Source organism: Shinella sp. R2-11, from assembly GCF_055330205.1.
In genome coordinates, this window is the sequence record NZ_JBVAPC010000001.1 from 25,737 (window position 1) to 41,357 (window position 15,621).

Genomic DNA, 15,621 nt, shown 5'->3' on the forward strand with positions numbered 1-15,621 from the left:
ATGGATTGGCTGAACGCGGTGGTGCAGGGAACCTTGCTGGGCGGGCTTTATGCCCTGTTCGCAGCGGGGCTGAGCCTGATCTTCGGGGTCATGCGGCTGGTCAATATCGCCCATGGCGATCTGATCGTGCTGGCGGCCTACCTGGCGCTGACCGCCATGACGCTGCTGGGCCTGTCGCCCCTCCTCGCGCTGATCGTCGTGGTGCCGGTCATGGCGGGGTTCGGCTATATCCTGCAGCGCGGTATCCTGAACCGGACCATGGGCGAGGATATCCTGCCGCCGCTTCTCGTCACCTTCGGCCTGTCCGTCATTCTGCAGAATACCCTGCTGATGGCCTATACCGCCGACCCGCAGAAACTGCAGGCCGGCGCGCTGGAAACGGCGAGCCTGCCGCTTGGCGGCCTGACCGTCGGGGTGCTGCCGCTCATCGTTTTCGCCACTGCCGTCATCATCATCGGCGCACTGCAATGGATGTTCTACCGCACCGCGCTCGGCCGCGCCTTCCGGGCCACGTCGGACCGGCAGGACGTCGCGCAGCTGATGGGGCTGAACCGGGCACATGTCTTCGGCCTTGCCATGGCGCTGTCGCTGGCGGTGACCACCGTGGCGGGGGTGTTCCTCGGCATCCGCACGTCGTTCGACCCCGCCATCGGCGGCAGCCGCCTGATCTTCGGCTTCGAGGCGGTCATCATCGGCGGCCTCGGCAATCTGTGGGGCACGCTGGCGGGAGGCGTGATCCTCGGCGTGGCGCAGGCGCTCGGCGGCCAGATCAACCCCGGCTTCCAGATCCTTCCCGGACATATCGTGTTCCTCGTCGTTCTCGCGCTGCGCCCGCGCGGCCTGTTCCCGAAAATGGAGGGCTGAGCCGATGCGCGTCACCCGCACCTCGACCACCGCGCAGGCTGCCATGATCCTGGCCGCGCTGATCCTGATCATTCTCGCCTTCGCCCCCTGGTGGGCGGGCCGGGCCGAGATGCGCCTGATGGGGGAAATCTTCCTCTACATGGCGCTCGCCTCGCTGTGGAACCTGCTGGCCGGCTATGCCGGTCTCGTCTCTGTCGGACAGCAGGCCTATGTCGGCCTCGGCGGCTATCTCCTGTTCGCACTGGCCATGCTGGCGGGTCTTCCGATCCTCCTCGCGCTGCCACTCGCCGCCGTGGCGGGGGCGGTAATCGCCATGCCGGTCGCCGCACTGATCTTCCGCCTTCGCGGCGCCTATTTCGCCATCGGCACCTGGGTCATCGCCGAGGTGTTCCGGCTGAGCGCCGCGCAGATCTCCGCCCTCGGCGGCGGATCGGGCGCCTCGCTGCCCGCCAGTATCGTCAAATCGCTGGCGGAGGGACGCGACATGCGCGACGCCATCGCCTACTGGCTGGCCCTCGGCGTGATGGCCGCGGTGATCGGCGCGGCCTTTCTCATCCTGCGCTCCCGCCACGGCCTTGCCCTGACCGCCATCCGCGACAACGAGCTGGCATCGCGCAGCCTCGGCGTCGATATCTGGCGCACGAAATTCGCGGTCTATGTCATTGTCGCCGGGCTGACGACTCTGGTCGGCGCGCTGATCTTCCTGCAGAAGCTGCGCATCTCCCCGGAAGCGGCCTTTTCCGTCAACGACTGGACGGCCTTCGTCATCTTCATCGTCGTCATCGGCGGGATCGGCACGCTCGAAGGCCCGATCATCGGCACGCTGATCTTTTTCGCGCTGCGCGAAACCATGGCCGATCTCGGCACGATCTACCTGATCGCGCTGGGCCTCGTCGCGATCCTCGTGATGCTGAAGGCGCCGCGCGGGCTGTGGGGTTTGATCCGGTCGCGGACCGGCGCCGAACTCTTCCCGCTGTCGCGCCGCGTCCTGAACATTCCCCCCAAGAAGTGAGACCTGCCATGGCCAAACGCCCCAAGACCATCATCACCTGCGCCGTGACCGGCGCGATCCATACGCCCACCATGTCGGACGCCCTGCCCTATACGGCGGACGACATCGCCGCGCAGGCCATCGCCGCCGCCGAGGCCGGCGCATCGATCCTGCACCTGCATGCCCGCCGCCCGCACGACGGCGGCGTGACGATCGATCCCGAGGCCTTCGCCGCCTTCCTGCCGCGCATCAAGCAATCGGCCGATGCCGTCATCAACATCTCGACCGGCGGCAGCCTGAACAACACCATCGAGGAGCGCATCGCCCCCGCTTTGCGCTTCTCGCCGGAAATGTGCTCCATGAACATGGGTTCGATGAATTTCAGCTTTCATCCGCTGGCCAAGCGCTACGACACCTGGAAGTTCGACTGGGAGAAGGACTATGTCGCCAAGTCCGACACCTACATTTTCCGCAACACCTTCGCGGACATAGAGAATGCGGCCACGCAGCTTTCGGCGCACGGCATCAAGTTCGAACACGAATGCTACGATGTCGGCCACCTCTACAATCTGCGCTTTTGCATGGATATCGGGCTGTTCAAGGCGCCGGTCTTCATCCAGTTCATCTTCGGCATCCTCGGCGGTATCGGCCCGGAGGTCGACAACCTGATCTTCATGAAGCGCACCGCCGACCGGCTGTTCGGCGACGATTACCGCTGGTCGGTGCTGGGGGCCGGCGGGGCGCAGATGAGCCTTGCCACCACCGCCAGCCAGATGGGCGGCAATGTCCGCGTCGGGCTGGAGGACAGCCTGTTCATTTCCCGCGGCAAGCTGGCCCGGTCGAATGCCGAACAGGTCGGCAAGATCCGCCGGATCGTCGAGGATCTGGGCTGCGAGGTCGCCACCCCCGACGAGGCGCGCGAGATACTCGGCCTGAAAGGCGCGGATCGCACCGCGTTCTGACCCTCTCCGCCCGACACGATACCGGAGGACGAAATGAACAAGATATATGCGAGCGCGTCCGCGGCGCTCGACGGCCTGCTTTTCGACGGGATGGTCATTGCGGCAGGGGGCTTCGGACTTTGCGGCATCCCCGAACTGCTGATCGCCGCGATCCGCGATGCGGGGACCGGAAACCTGACGGTGGCCTCGAACAATGCCGGCATCGACGGTTTCGGCCTCGGCCAACTACTGGAAACCCGGCAGATCCGCAAGATGATCTCCTCCTATGTCGGCGAGAACGCGGAATTCATGCGCCAATACCTGTCGGGAGAGCTGGAGCTCGAATTCACCCCACAGGGAACGCTGGCCGAGCGCATGCGCGCGGGCGGCGCCGGGATCGGAGGGTTCTATACCCGCACGGGGGTCGGCACGGTCATCGCGACAGGCAAGGACGTGAAGGTCTTCGACGGCGAGGAATATATCCTCGAAACCGGGTTCGTCGCGGATCTGTCGATCGTCAAGGCCTGGAAGGCGGACACGTCGGGCAATCTGATCTTCCGCAAGACCGCGCGCAACTTCAACCCGCCGGCGGCGACCTGCGGCAAGGTCTGCGTGGCCGAGGTCGAGGAGATCGTGCCCTTGGGCAGCCTCGACCCCGACCATATCCATCTTCCCGGCATCTACGTGCACCGCATCGTCCAGGGCGAGCACGAGAAGCGCATCGAACAGCGCACGACGCGCAAAGCCGCCTGAGAAAGGAGCCATCATGCTGAACGCCGTGCGAGGCTTTTGTTACGCACTCCGGAAGATGGGAGAATGCAGATGAGCTGGGACCGAAACCGGATGGCCGCACGGGCGGCGCTGGAATTGCAGGACGGCTGGTATGTCAATCTCGGCATCGGCATCCCGACGCTGGTGTCGAACTACATTCCCGAGGGAATCGAGGTGACGCTTCAGTCCGAGAACGGGATGCTGGGCATGGGACCGTTCCCCTATGAAGGCGAGGAAGACCCCGACCTCATCAACGCCGGCAAGCAGACGATCACCGAACTGCCGCAAACGGCCTATTTCGACAGCGCGACCAGCTTCGCGATGATCCGCGGCGGCAAGGTCGCCATGGCCATTCTCGGCGCGATGGAAGTGTCCGAGGAAGGCGATCTCGCGAACTGGATGATCCCGGGCAAGCTCGTCAAGGGCATGGGCGGGGCGATGGATCTGGTCGCGGGCGTGGGCCGCGTTTTGGTGGTCATGGACCATACCAACAAGGCGGGCGAGTCGAAGGTGCTGAAGTCATGCACCCTGCCCCTCACCGGCAGGCGCGTGGTCGACCGCATCATCACCAATCTCGGTGTTCTGGACGTGGTTCCCGGCGGGCTCAAGATCGTCGAACTGGCCGAAGGCGTCACCGAAGCGGCGTTTCGGCGCGCAACCGAAGCTCATATTGTCGAATGATGTAGCGCGCACATTGGCGATGGACTTCACCGCGCGGATGCGCCCCACGATGCCAGAAGCGTGTCCCCATCGTTCACAGGGACACTTTCGATCAGCCAATGTCGCATCAAGAACTTGTCGCCACATAAGGCCATCAATCGGGTGGCACATTCTCAATTCGGATTGCGATGCACTACAAGAGCCAGGTGAGATCGATGAGCCGCGGCGGCGGTGAAGAGAAGCCCCTCGAGGGTTACCGGCGGCTGGTCCGATATCTTCGCACGCCGGTATCAACGAGATGCGAAATGATATTCTATCTCCTTGTCCTTGCCGTCAGTATCCTGGCAAACGCTTGGTCGATAAAGGAGTTCGGCTGGCCGTAGAGGAGAGGAGGCGAGGAACATCGGACACCCACTGCAGGGCCTTTGAAGGGGCTCGGCCAATCGACCCCATCGTTCAGTGGCAGCATTTTCATATAACTTTTCAATCCATGTAATTACTTGCTCTCTGTGCCGGTATGGGCCAGTAGGAGCGGCCGCTATTGTGGGGTTTCAAACGATAACCGGACGTATCGCCGATGAATGCCCGACGCTTAAACTTGCCCAACTCGGATAAGCATTCATCAGTGTGTCTCTAGGGCGGACTCGATGATGCTTGCCGCGGTGTCGGCGATAGTCTGGACGAGGGCGTTAAGAGGCTTGGATGCATCAATCGCGACTTCCCATGGTTGGGCCGGAGTCTGCGCAGCCAGCGGAAATTGCTCGGGGACCGGCCGTGCAGAGGGCGCCGCCGCGGCTATTGCGGTCGGTAGCACGACCTGAGCGGACAGCGCGGCCTGCACAAGTGCAAGATCGTCTTCACGCACGCCGGACCAACGCCGCTCCGTGTTGAGGAACGCTGCCGCCATACCGCGCATGTAGATCGATTCTGCCTCCCGGAAATGACCGTCGACAAGTGGGATGTCATACTGCTTCAGGATGCCTTCGAGTTTCTGTCTGCCAGGGCGGGCAAAGCCGGATATCCTGTGGAATTCAAGGCTATTCCTGATCTCGTCGATCATGCTGTCGTCGAGACCGGCCGCGTGCAACGAGCGCTCTTCCGGTTCCATTCGGTAGACGCCGCCGCCAGTAGACCGAACCGCGTTTTAGAACGTACTGAATTGCCATCATGCTGAACCCTTTCTGAAAGGGTGAGCAGGGCCTTGTTCGCCTTACCGTAAGACAGTCGTGTAAGGCAATCCTGTACGACAGTGCCCCGAATTCGATCCCCAGCTAACTCGGAAGTGCTGGAAAACCGCGATTCTGACTTGAAGAAGGGAGCGCTGGCTGGGGCGCCAGGATTCGAACCTGGGAATGGCGGTACCAAAAACCGCTGCCTTACCGCTTGGCGACGCCCCAACACGGCGGGAGCCTGATAGCAAAGCGGGGCGGCGCGGACAATGCTTAAGTTGCGATTTTACGCGATTATTCTGAAGGGGCGGGCGGCGATTTCGGCGGGCTTGCCGCTTGGCAGGCCGGTGCTGCGGCGATAGGCTCCGGCGGTGAGATCATCCTTCCGGCTGCAGCCGAACTCTGCTGCCGCCGTCTTTCCGAGGAGACGCCATGTCCCAGTTCCGCGCCCGCCCGCCGGCCGTGCCCACCGTCCTTCTCGACGACGCTGTCGTGCGCGTCACGCGCTGGGATTTCGAGCCAGGCGCCGATACCGGCCACCATGTGCACGGGCTCGGCTATGTCGTGGTACCGATGACGGATTGCGATTTCCTCATCGAGGAGGAGACCGGCGAGCGGCGCGTCCACACCAAGACCGGCGCCGTCTATCGCCGCGAGGCGGGCGTGGCGCACAATGTCGTCAATGGCGGCGACAAGCCGATGAGCTTCATCGAGATCGAATACAAGTGACGGGTAAAGCGAGCGGCGGGAAGGACGAAGCGCCGCATTTCGACCTCGCCTTCAAGCCGGCCTATGGCGAGGCGGTGCCGGTCGCGCCGCGTGTGCAGCGCCTCACCGTCAACAATCCCAGCCCTTTCACCTTCCATGGCACCAATAGCTATATCGTCGGCGACCGCTCGGTTGCGGTGATCGATCCCGGACCGGAGGACGAGGCGCATTTCCGCGCGCTGATGCAGGCGCTGGCCGGCCGCGAGGTGACGCATATCGCCGTCAGCCACACGCACCGCGACCACTCCCCCCTCGCCCGGCGGCTGAAGGCGGAGACGGGGGCGCTCATCGTCGCCGAAGGGCCACACCGCGCCGCCCGGCCGCTCCATGCCGGCGAGCGCAATCCCTTCGCCGAAAGCGCGGACACGGATTTTTCGCCCGATATCGCGCTCGGCCACGGCGAGACCGTCGAGGGCGACGGCTGGGCGCTGACGGCGCTGCTGACCCCCGGCCACACGGCCAATCACGCCGCCTTCGCACTCGACGGGCCGGACGGCATCGTCTTTTCCGCCGACCATGTCATGGCCTGGGCGACGACCATCGTCGCCCCGCCGGACGGCGCGATGGCGGACTACATGGCCTCCCTGGAACGGCTGCTGGAGCGGGATGACCGCATCTATTTTCCCGGCCATGGCGGGCCGGTGACGGAGCCGGCCTCCTTTCTTCGCGGACTGCGCACCCACCGGCGCATGCGCGAGCGGGCGGTGCGCGAGCGCATCCGCGCGGGCGACCGGCTGATCGCCGACATGGTGAAGGTCATCTACCGCGAGACCGATCCGCGGCTGCACGGGGCGGCGGCGCTTTCGGTGCTGGCGCATCTGGAGGATCTCGTCGCGCGCGGCGAGGTGGTGACGGAGGGGCCGCCTTCGCTGAAGGGGCTCTATTTCCCCGCTCCCGGCCTTTGAGCATGCTTCACAAGACGGGCGCTAGTCGCCGGCGATGCCCAGCAATTCGGCATCGAGCGCCTTGAGGTAGCCTTCCACCAGATCCGCCCCGATGCCAAGGTCGTGCGGGCCGTAGCGGGAGGCGGCGCGCATGTCGACCAGCGTCGTTTCCGCCTCCTCGCGCAGGCGGATCACCACGTCGAAGCGGAAGCCGAAGACGGGCGAGCGCCATTCTCCCTGCAGGAGCACGTCGCCGGGGCCGCCGATATGCGGCGTGATGGGCGTTTCCAAGGGGCGGGCCTCGGGAATGGGCACTTCCCCGAGGGCGTCCGGGCTCTGCGCTGCCTTGTTCGGATCGACAACAAGGTCCTCGAGATCGGCGAGGATATTGTCCAGCCCGTCCTCCGCGGTAATAGTGATGCCATAGGCGGCTGCGACCTTGCGCACGCCCTGATAGACGCGGTCGAGCGCGCCTTCGTAGCGCCGGCCAGAAAGAGCGGGATAGGCTTCGAGCTGGATCTCGCGGTCGCGCGGCGTCACGGCGCCGGCACGCGGCAGCCAGTCCTGTTCGGCGGACGGCACCGCGAGCCATGGCGGGGGCGCGGCGGTGTCGGTCGTCACGTCGAAGAGCGCCGGCTTGTAGAAATAGGAATAGCCGGCGGCGCCCGCGACGCCGAGCGGCAGCAGCGAAAAAAGCAGCGCGACGAGCGATGCCTTGCCGCCACGCGCGCCGACCTGCCAGAGGCGCGCAAGGCCGAATGCGGCCAGCAGCACGGCGACCGCCGCCATGGCCGAGGCAAAGCCGGCGAGCGCCAGGAAATGCGGCGTGGTGAGCGGGCCGAAGCGATGCGACAACACGACGGCGATGAAGAGCGTGCAGGAAAACAGCGCCAGACGCCGGGCCCAGTGCGCCGCGTGGGAAACGGGCCGTTCATACTGGATCGTGATCGCCATGGCCTCACCGGATGCTCGCGGCGCCGCTGCCGCGCTCTTTTCCTAGCGCAACAGGGCGGGATTTTCCACCGCTCCGCTGCGGCATCGTGGCTGTGACTTTCCGGCCTCGCACGGCAAATATCCTTGCGTGCCGCAAATTTGCCACGCTCGTTAACGAGTTTTCACGAACGGGGGAATTTCATTCGATGCAGTTCCGGCGGCAGGGCCGCTTCGCTGGGATTGCGCTAGGAGCCTGACGATGTTGCCGACGCAGACAGCCGCCGACACACCTGTTGCCACCAATGCTGGCGAGCCCGCCCTCCCCCTGGAGCTTCTGGAACTGGAGCTTTCGCTCGACGGCTTCACCGGAGATGCGGAAACCTTCACCGAGGCCGTACGTAGTGCCGCCAGCCAGGTGGGCGGGGATTTCCTCTTCGAGCTGCCCGCCTCCGGCCTTGCGGAGGATTGCCTGCGGATTGCGGCGCTGCGCGTGCCGAAGGGAGACGCCGGATCGCTCGAAGTGGTGTTCGCCCTGCTCGATGCGGAAGGCGCCGCGATCCGGGTCGAAAGTCCCGACGATTCGACGAAGGACCTCAAGCGCTTCGCCGACGCCTTCATCGACGTGCTCGAACGCATCTGAGGCCTTGCCGCAAGGCCGGAGCAAGCCTATCTCCATGGGGTCAACAGACCGCCGGAGGCCGCATGTCCACGATGTTTCCAAAGCTCGCCGCCCTTGCGGCCATCGCCGTCGTCATCGCCGGCTGCCAGACGGCGGAGGAAATGCGCGCGGCCGATGAGGACCGCTGCGTCTCCTACGGCTTCCGCCCCCGCACGGATGCCTTCGCGGAATGCCTGCAGCGCATCGACCTCGACCGGCGCTATGCGCTGCGGCAGGCGAGCCGCGACGCGCTCTACATGCCGCCGCCGGTCATCATCGTGCGCGACCACCGGCACCGCTAAGGCGAGCGCCTTCGCGCTTCCCGCCGTTCAGGCCTTGGTGCCCTTGAACGCTGCCTGCGCCGCCGCGAGCCGCGCGATCGGCACGCGGAAGGGCGAGCAGGAGACGTAATCCAGCCCCGCATCCTCGCAGAAATGGATCGAGGCCGGGTCGCCGCCATGCTCGCCGCAGATGCCGAGCTTGAGGTCGTTCCGCGTGCGCCGGCCGCGCTCGGCGGCGATGCGGATGAGTTCCCCCACGCCGTCGAAATCGAGCTGGACGAACGGGTCCTGCTCGACGATACCCTTCTGGATATAGGTCGACAGGAACGCCGAGGCGTCGTCGCGCGAGATGCCGAAGGTCGTCTGCGTCAGGTCGTTGGTGCCGAAGGAGAAGAATTCGGCCGATTCGGCGATGACATGGGCGCGAAGAGCCGCGCGCGGCAGCTCGATCATCGTGCCGGTGAGATAGGTGATCGGCACGCCGCTCTCAGTGATCACCGCCTTCGCCACCGCCTCGATGCGGGCCTTCACATAGTCCAGCTCCGCCTTGAGGCCGACGAGCGGCACCATGATCTCCGGCTCGACGGCAGCGCCCGTCTTCTTCGCCGCTTCCGCAGCGGCCTCGAAGATGGCGCGGGCCTGCATCTCGGCGATTTCCGGATAGGAGATCGCCAGACGGCAGCCGCGATGGCCGAGCATGGGGTTGAATTCGTGCAGCGTATCGACGCGTCGGCGCAGCACGGCCTCGTCGATGGCGAGTGCGGCAGCGACCTCGGCGATTTCCTCGTCGCTCTTCGGCAGGAATTCGTGCAGCGGCGGATCGAGCAGGCGGATCGTCACCGGCAGGCCGTGCATGATCTCGAAGAGCTCGGCGAAGTCCGAGCGCTGCATGGGCAGGAGCTTGGCCAGCGCGGCCCTGCGGCCGGCCTCGTCCTCGGCAAGGATCATCTCGCGCATCACATTGATGCGGCTTCCCTCGAAGAACATGTGCTCGGTGCGGCAAAGGCCGATGCCCTCGGCGCCGAAGGAGCGGGCCGCGCGGGCATCCGCCGGCGTCTCGGCATTGGTGCGCACCTTCATGCGGCGCGTGCGGTCCGCCCATTCCATGATGCGGCCGAAATCGCCGGAAAGCTCCGGCTGCAGCATCGGTATCTCGCCCTTCAGGATCTGGCCGGAGGAGCCGTCGATGGTGATGATGTCGCCCTTCCGAAGCGTCACGCCCTGGGCGATCAGCAATTCGTTGCGCAGGTCGACGCGCAGCGTGCCCGCGCCGGAAACACAGGGCGTTCCCATGCCGCGGGCCACCACCGCCGCATGGCTGGTCATGCCGCCGCGCGTGGTGAGAATACCTTCGGCGGCATGCATACCGTGAATGTCTTCCGGGCTGGTCTCGATGCGCACGAGGATGACCTTGCGGCCCTCGTCATCCGCCTTCACGGCCTCTTCGGAGGTGAAGACGATCTCGCCCGTCGCCGCGCCCGGCGAGGCCGGCAGGCCGGAGCCGATGACGTCGCGCCTCGCGCGCGGATCGATGGTCGGGTGCAGGAGCTGGTCGAGCGAGGCGGGGTCGATACGCGAGACGGCCTCGCCCTCGCTGATCAGCCCTTCCGTCGCCATGTCGACGGCGATCTTCAGCGCGGCCTTGGCCGTGCGCTTGCCCGAGCGGGTCTGGAGCATCCAGAGTTTTCCCCGCTCGATGGTGAATTCGAGGTCCTGCATGTCGCGGTAATGCCGCTCCAGCCGCTCGCAGATGCCGCGGAATTCGGCGAAAGCCTCCGGCATCAGCTTTTCGAGCGAGGGCCGGTCGGAGCCGGAGGCAAGGCGCGCCTCCTCGGTGATGTTCTGCGGCGTGCGGATGCCGGCGACGACATCCTCGCCCTGCGCGTTGACGAGGAATTCGCCGTAGAGCTTGTTCTCGCCCGTCGAGGGGTTGCGCGTGAAGGCAACGCCGGTGGCCGAGGAATTGCCGAGATTGCCGAAGACCATGGCCTGGACGTTGACGGCGGTGCCCCAGACGGCGGGGATGTTGTGCAGCGTGCGGTAGGTGACGGCGCGGGCGTTCATCCAGCTTGCGAAAACGGCGCCGATGGCTCCCCAGAGCTGGACTTCCGGGTCCTGCGGGAATTCCTCGCCGAGTTCTTCCGCGATGATCTCCTTGTAGCGGGCAATGACGTGCTGCCACTCGACGGCGGAGAGCTCCGTATCCTGCTCGTGGCCGAGCCGGCCCTTCTCGTCCTCCAGGATCTCCTCGAAGACCTCGTGGTCGAGGCCCATGACGACATCGCCATACATCTGGATGAAGCGGCGGTAGCTGTCCCAGGCAAAGCGCGCGTCGCCCGCATCGTGGCCGAGCGCCTCGACCGTGCGGTCGTTGAGGCCGAGATTGAGCACCGTGTCCATCATGCCCGGCATGGAGGCGCGGGCGCCGGAGCGCACGGAAAGCAGCAGCGGCTTCGCCGTGTCGCCGAAGGCGCGGCCGGTGATCGCCTCCATCTGGCGAAGCCCCTCGCGGACCTGATCCTTCAGGCTGGCGGGCAGCGAGCGGCCGTTCTCGTAATATTGATTGCAGGCGGCGGTGACGATGGTGAGCCCCGGCGGCACCGGCAGGCCGAGATTGCACATTTCAGCAAGGTTCGCGCCCTTGCCGCCCAGCAGATTGCGGTCGCCCGCGCTGCCTTCGGCACGGCCTCCCCCGAAGGTATAGACCCACTTCTCCATCGACGCCTCCCAAATGCGTTCCCGCAATCTACAGGAACTGCATCCCTTTGAAAACGCGGTGGGATGGGAAATTTGCTGCATTGCATCAATTTTGCAACGGCAATGCAACATCACGAGAGGAGGTTATGGCCGTGCCCGTCGGGCACGGCGGCAATCGGCGGCTCAGTTCCCCTCGATGGAAAGCCCCTTGTCGTCCAGCCGGATCTCCACGCCGTCCGGCTTCTTTTCCTGCTGCCAGGCATAATAGGAAAACCCGGCCACCACGACGATGAGGGCGCCGATGATCATGTAAAGTGCGTTTCTGCTCACGTGTGATCCCCAATTGCATGATCCCCGCCGCAACGTGCGGGGCGGCGGTCAACGCATTGGAAAGGCTTTTGTTCCAGGCGATCAGGAGGCTTCGCGAAGCTGCTCGGCCGTCTGCAGGTCCACAGAGACCAGTTGCGACACGCCCTGCTCGGCCATGGTGACGCCGAAGAGGCGGTTCATGCGGGCCATGGTGATGGGGTTGTGGGTGATGATGACGAAGCGGGTCTCGGTGGAGGCCGCCATCTCGTCCATCAGGTTGCAGTAGCGCTCGACATTGTGGTCGTCGAGCGGGGCGTCCACCTCGTCCAGCACGCAGATCGGCGCGGGATTGGTGAGGAAGACGGCGAAGATCAGCGCCATGGCCGTCAGCGCCTGCTCGCCGCCGGAAAGAAGCGTCATGGTCTGCGGCTTCTTGCCCGGCGGGCGGGCGAGGATTTCGAGGCCGGCATCGAGCGGGTCGTCGCTCTCGATCAGTTGTAATTCCGCCGTGCCGCCGCCGAAGAGGTGGGTGAAGAGGCGCTGGAACTGGACGTTCACGACATCGAAGGCGGCGAGCAGGCGCTCGCGGCCTTCGCGGTTGAGGCTCTGGATCGCCGAGCGCAGCTTTCGCACCGCCTCGATGATATCCTCGCGCTCGGCAACGAGCGCATCGAGCTTTTCGGTGAGGTCCTTCTGCTCTTCCTCGGCGCGCAGGTTCACCGCGCCGAGACGCTCGCGCTCCATCTTCAGCCGGTCCAGCTCCCGCTCGCGCTCGCGCGGATCGGGCAGCGGGGCATCGGCCGGATGACCGGTGAGGCGCAGCGCCTCGTGCGGCGCGCAGGACAGCGCCTCGCGGATACGCGCCTCGCCCTCGACGCGGCGCTCGCGGGCGGAGACGAGGCGTTCTTCCGCGCGGCCGCGCGTCTCGCGGGCTTCGGCAAGCTGCGAAAGGGCCGTTGCGGCGACGCGGTCGGCCTCGCGCTGGTGGTTCTCGGCCTCCTGGAGGGCGTCGGCGGCTTCGCGGCGCGCGGCCTCGGCATTTGTGAGGCCGGTCAGCAGCTCGCGGCGCTTTTCCTCGATCTCGTCGGGGGCCTCGATGAGCTCTTCCATCTCCTCGCGCGCCTCGCCTTCGCGCTCGCGCAGGGTGGCGATATGATTTTCCGCATTGGCGGCGCGGCTCCGCCACGTCTCGCGCTCGGCCGAGATGGCCATGAGGCGGCGGCGGCGGTCGGCCATCTCGCGGGCGAGGCCGTCATGGGCGGCGCGGGCTTCGGCCAGCGTCGCCCGGTCGGTCGCGACATCCATCGTATGGGTGCGCAGGCGCAGGTCGAGACCGGCGAGGTCCGGTGCGTCTTCCAGCGCGGCGCGGGCATCCTCCAGGCTTTCGGCGGCTTCCTCCACCTGCGCCTCGATCTGGGCGCGCGTTTCCGAGAGCACGGCGCGGCGGCGGATGAGGTCGCCGGAGGCGCGCTCGGCCGCTTCCAGCGCCTCGCGGGCCTCGGCCAGCATGCGGGCAGCGCCCCGCTGCGCCTCGCGCGCCGCCTGCTGGCGCTGCGTCTCGGCGCGGATCGCTTCAGTAGCGCGGGCAAGATCGGCTTCCGCTTCGGCGAGCGCCGCGCGGGCGTCTTCCGCCTCGGTTTCGAGTTCGGAAAGGCGGTTCTTCTGTTCGAGGCGAAGGGCGGCGGCGCTCGGCGCATCGGCGCCGGTGACATGGCCATCCCAGCGGAAGACCGCGCCGTCGCGCGTGACGAGCCGCTGGCCTGGCATCAGCCTCGGCAGCAGGGAGAGCGCCTGCTCCACGCTGGCGGCAAGGCCGATCTGGGCGAGACGGCGATGCAGGACTTTTGGCGCACGAACATGGGTAATTAGCGCGGTCACACCATCTGGCAGGGCCGGATCGCCGACGGGGTCTCCCGACAGCCGCCAGTGAACGGGCGCATCCACATCCGCGGGCGAATCGAGATCGTCGCCGAGGGCGGCACCGAGCGCGGTCTCATAGCCGCGGTCGACATCGACCTCCTCCACGACCGGCGCGAAGGAACCGCCGGCGGCACCGGCTTCCAGCATGCGGCGGATGGTGCGGGCTTCCGTCTCGATCCCGGCAAGCCGGGCGCGAGCTGTATCGACCGGACCGCGCAGGGCGGATTCGTTGAAGCGGGCTTCTTCCAAAGCCTCTTCGACCGCAACGAGCATGTCACCGGCCGCCTCCAGCGCCTCTTCGGCGGACTGCACGGCGACGCGGCGCTCTTCCGGATCGGGAAGCCCCGCGATGCGGGCGTCCATCTCCTCCAGTTCGCGCGCCTGCGCGTCCAACTGCTGGCCGAGCCGGAGATGGCGTTCGGAAAGGTCGCGGATCGCCTTTTCGAGCTGGTTGCGCACCGCCTGCGCCTCCGCGCGCTCGGCGGTGACGGCGGCAAGGGCGGCTTCGCTTTCGGCAAGCTTCGCGGCGGCCTCGTCCATCGTCTCGCGGGCGGTCTCCGCGCGTTCGTCGGCCTCGGCGAGGATTTCGCCGATCTCCTCCTCCTCCGCCGTCAGCCGTTCCAGCACAGCGGCATTGTCGGCCACCATGCGCTCCTCGCGGGAAATATCCTCGGCGAGTTGGGCGAGGCGGCGGGTGAGTTCGTCGCGGCGGCGCAGCAGCCGTGCGGAATCCTCATCAAGCTGCGCGCGGGCGATCTGGAGGCGCTGGAGGACGGCGGCGAGCTTGGCCTCGTTCTCGCGCAGTTCCGGCAGCTTCAGGCTGGCGACGGCCTGGTCCTTGGCCGCCTGCATCTGCGCATTGGCGCGCTCGGCGACGAGCGAGGTCGCCTGGTTGAGCTGGCTTTCCGCCTCGCCCTCGGCCTCCTTGGCCTGCGCCCAGCGGATATGCAGCAGCATCGCCTCGTGGCGGCGGATGTCGGCGGAGAGCGCCTTGAAGCGGCTCGCCTGCCGCGACTGGCGCTTCAGGCTCTCGATCTGGCTTTCGAGCTGCGAGGTGACGTCGTCGAGCCGCTCCAGATTGGTCTCGGCGGCACGCAGGCGCAGCTCCGCCTCGTGACGGCGCGAATGGAGGCCGGAAATGCCGGCCGCCTCTTCGAGAAGCTGGCGGCGGGCCTGGGGCTTGGCCTGGATAAGCTCGCCGATGCGGCCCTGCCCCACCATGGAGGGCGAGCGGGCGCCGGTGGAGGCGTCGGCGAAGAGAAGCTGCACATCCTTGGCGCGCGCCTCCTTGCCGTTGATGCGGTAGACCGAGCCGTTCTCGCGCTCGATGCGGCGCGTCACCTGGATCTCGTCCTCGTTGTTGAAGGCGGCGGGCGCGGTGCGGTCGGAATTGTCGAGATAAAGGCCGACTTCGGCGGTGTTCCGCGCCGGGCGGTTACCGGAGCCGGAGAAGATGACGTCGTCCATGCCGGACGCGCGCATGTTCTTGTAGGAGTTTTCCCCCATCACCCAGCGCAGCGCCTCGACGAGGTTCGACTTGCCGCAGCCGTTCGGCCCCACGACGCCGGTCAGGCCCCGCTCGATGACGAATTCGGTGGGCTCGACGAAGGACTTGAAGCCGAGGAGGCGGAGCTTGGTGAATTTCATGCCGGGGCCTTGAGGGTGGGATACCCTTCCTTCGCATGGCGAAGAGTGCCCCTCACCTGCCTGCCGGCATCCTCTCCCCGTAAACGGGGAGAGGAACGATGGGCGCGCCGTTTTCCTCCTTCTCCCCG

General features: G+C 66.3%; 14 protein-coding genes and 1 tRNA gene. 9 read left to right on the plus strand and 6 right to left on the minus strand.

Features of this window, described 5'->3' with window-relative positions; genetic code table 11:
- The 5 genes from ACZ1A1_RS00130 (at nucleotide 1) to ACZ1A1_RS00150 (ending at nucleotide 4,248) form a co-directional block, all read left to right on the plus strand.
- Nucleotides 1-864 carry a branched-chain amino acid ABC transporter permease gene (locus ACZ1A1_RS00130; RefSeq protein WP_463618255.1) on the plus strand — a complete coding sequence of 288 codons (864 nt, stop codon included), beginning with the start codon at nucleotides 1-3 and terminating at the stop codon, nucleotides 862-864.
- 4 nt (nucleotides 865-868) lie between these two features.
- Nucleotides 869-1,876, plus strand: a complete 1,008-nt coding sequence (locus ACZ1A1_RS00135) for a branched-chain amino acid ABC transporter permease (protein ID WP_463618257.1) — start codon at nucleotides 869-871, stop codon at nucleotides 1,874-1,876.
- An 8-nt stretch (nucleotides 1,877-1,884) separates the two neighbouring features.
- Nucleotides 1,885-2,817 carry a 3,5-dioxohexanoate:acetyl-CoA acetone transferase gene (gene kce / locus ACZ1A1_RS00140; protein ID WP_463618258.1) on the plus strand — a complete coding sequence of 311 codons (933 nt, stop codon included), beginning with the start codon at nucleotides 1,885-1,887 and terminating at the stop codon, nucleotides 2,815-2,817.
- 33 nt (nucleotides 2,818-2,850) lie between these two features.
- On the plus strand, nucleotides 2,851-3,549 hold the full coding sequence (locus ACZ1A1_RS00145) for a CoA transferase subunit A (RefSeq protein ID WP_463618259.1): 699 nt from the start codon (nucleotides 2,851-2,853) through the stop codon (nucleotides 3,547-3,549).
- 69 nt (nucleotides 3,550-3,618) lie between these two features.
- The gene (locus ACZ1A1_RS00150) at nucleotides 3,619-4,248 is read left to right on the plus strand and encodes a CoA transferase subunit B (RefSeq protein ID WP_463618260.1); all 630 of its coding nucleotides are present in this window, start codon (nucleotides 3,619-3,621) and stop codon (nucleotides 4,246-4,248) included.
- A 601-nt stretch (nucleotides 4,249-4,849) separates the two neighbouring features.
- Here the strand turns inward: ACZ1A1_RS00150 and ACZ1A1_RS00155 are convergent.
- Both ACZ1A1_RS00155 and ACZ1A1_RS00160 read right to left on the minus strand, forming a co-directional pair.
- Nucleotides 4,850-5,335, minus strand: coding sequence for a hypothetical protein (locus ACZ1A1_RS00155; RefSeq protein WP_463618261.1), 486 nt, complete (start codon nucleotides 5,333-5,335; stop codon nucleotides 4,850-4,852).
- Nucleotides 5,336-5,549: 214 nt separating this feature from the next.
- Nucleotides 5,550-5,624 (minus strand) — tRNA-Gln (locus ACZ1A1_RS00160).
- Nucleotides 5,625-5,828: 204 nt separating this feature from the next.
- Between ACZ1A1_RS00160 and ACZ1A1_RS00165 the strand changes: the two genes are divergently transcribed.
- Together ACZ1A1_RS00165 and ACZ1A1_RS00170 are read left to right on the plus strand one after the other, a co-directional pair.
- Complete coding sequence (locus ACZ1A1_RS00165; protein WP_119254548.1) at nucleotides 5,829-6,125, plus strand: cupin domain-containing protein; 297 nt, start codon at nucleotides 5,829-5,831, stop codon at nucleotides 6,123-6,125.
- On the plus strand, nucleotides 6,122-7,069 hold the full coding sequence (locus ACZ1A1_RS00170) for an MBL fold metallo-hydrolase (protein WP_463618262.1): 948 nt from the start codon (nucleotides 6,122-6,124) through the stop codon (nucleotides 7,067-7,069). The genes ACZ1A1_RS00165 and ACZ1A1_RS00170 overlap by 4 nt, the downstream gene beginning before the upstream one ends.
- 21 nt (nucleotides 7,070-7,090) lie before the next feature.
- Here the strand turns inward: ACZ1A1_RS00170 and ACZ1A1_RS00175 are convergent, their stop codons facing one another.
- Complete coding sequence (locus tag ACZ1A1_RS00175; protein ID WP_415216159.1) at nucleotides 7,091-7,996, minus strand: DUF1499 domain-containing protein; 906 nt, start codon at nucleotides 7,994-7,996, stop codon at nucleotides 7,091-7,093.
- Between the two features lie 244 nt (nucleotides 7,997-8,240).
- On the opposite strand from ACZ1A1_RS00175, the gene ACZ1A1_RS00180 reads away from it, so the two are divergent.
- Nucleotides 8,241-8,621: a hypothetical protein gene (locus ACZ1A1_RS00180; RefSeq protein WP_463618263.1), complete on the plus strand. Its 381-nt coding sequence runs from the start codon at nucleotides 8,241-8,243 to the stop codon at nucleotides 8,619-8,621.
- Nucleotides 8,622-8,683: 62 nt separating this feature from the next.
- Nucleotides 8,684-8,941 (plus strand): hypothetical protein, encoded by a 258-nt coding sequence (locus ACZ1A1_RS00185; RefSeq protein ID WP_245424701.1) that lies wholly within the window; start codon nucleotides 8,684-8,686, stop codon nucleotides 8,939-8,941.
- A gap of 27 nt (nucleotides 8,942-8,968) precedes the next feature.
- Here ACZ1A1_RS00185 and ppdK read toward each other — a convergent pair whose 3' ends face one another.
- The 3 genes from ppdK to ACZ1A1_RS00200 all read right to left on the minus strand — a co-directional run bounded on the left by ppdK (nucleotide 8,969) and on the right by ACZ1A1_RS00200 (nucleotide 15,493).
- Complete coding sequence (gene ppdK / locus ACZ1A1_RS00190) at nucleotides 8,969-11,638, minus strand: pyruvate, phosphate dikinase (RefSeq protein WP_463618265.1); 2,670 nt, start codon at nucleotides 11,636-11,638, stop codon at nucleotides 8,969-8,971.
- A gap of 162 nt (nucleotides 11,639-11,800) precedes the next feature.
- Nucleotides 11,801-11,947, minus strand: a complete 147-nt coding sequence (locus ACZ1A1_RS00195; RefSeq protein ID WP_162911171.1) for a hypothetical protein — start codon at nucleotides 11,945-11,947, stop codon at nucleotides 11,801-11,803.
- Nucleotides 11,948-12,028: 81 nt separating this feature from the next.
- On the minus strand, nucleotides 12,029-15,493 hold the full coding sequence (locus ACZ1A1_RS00200) for a chromosome segregation SMC family protein (RefSeq protein WP_463618266.1): 3,465 nt from the start codon (nucleotides 15,491-15,493) through the stop codon (nucleotides 12,029-12,031).
- Nucleotides 15,494-15,621 lie beyond the last annotated feature (128 nt).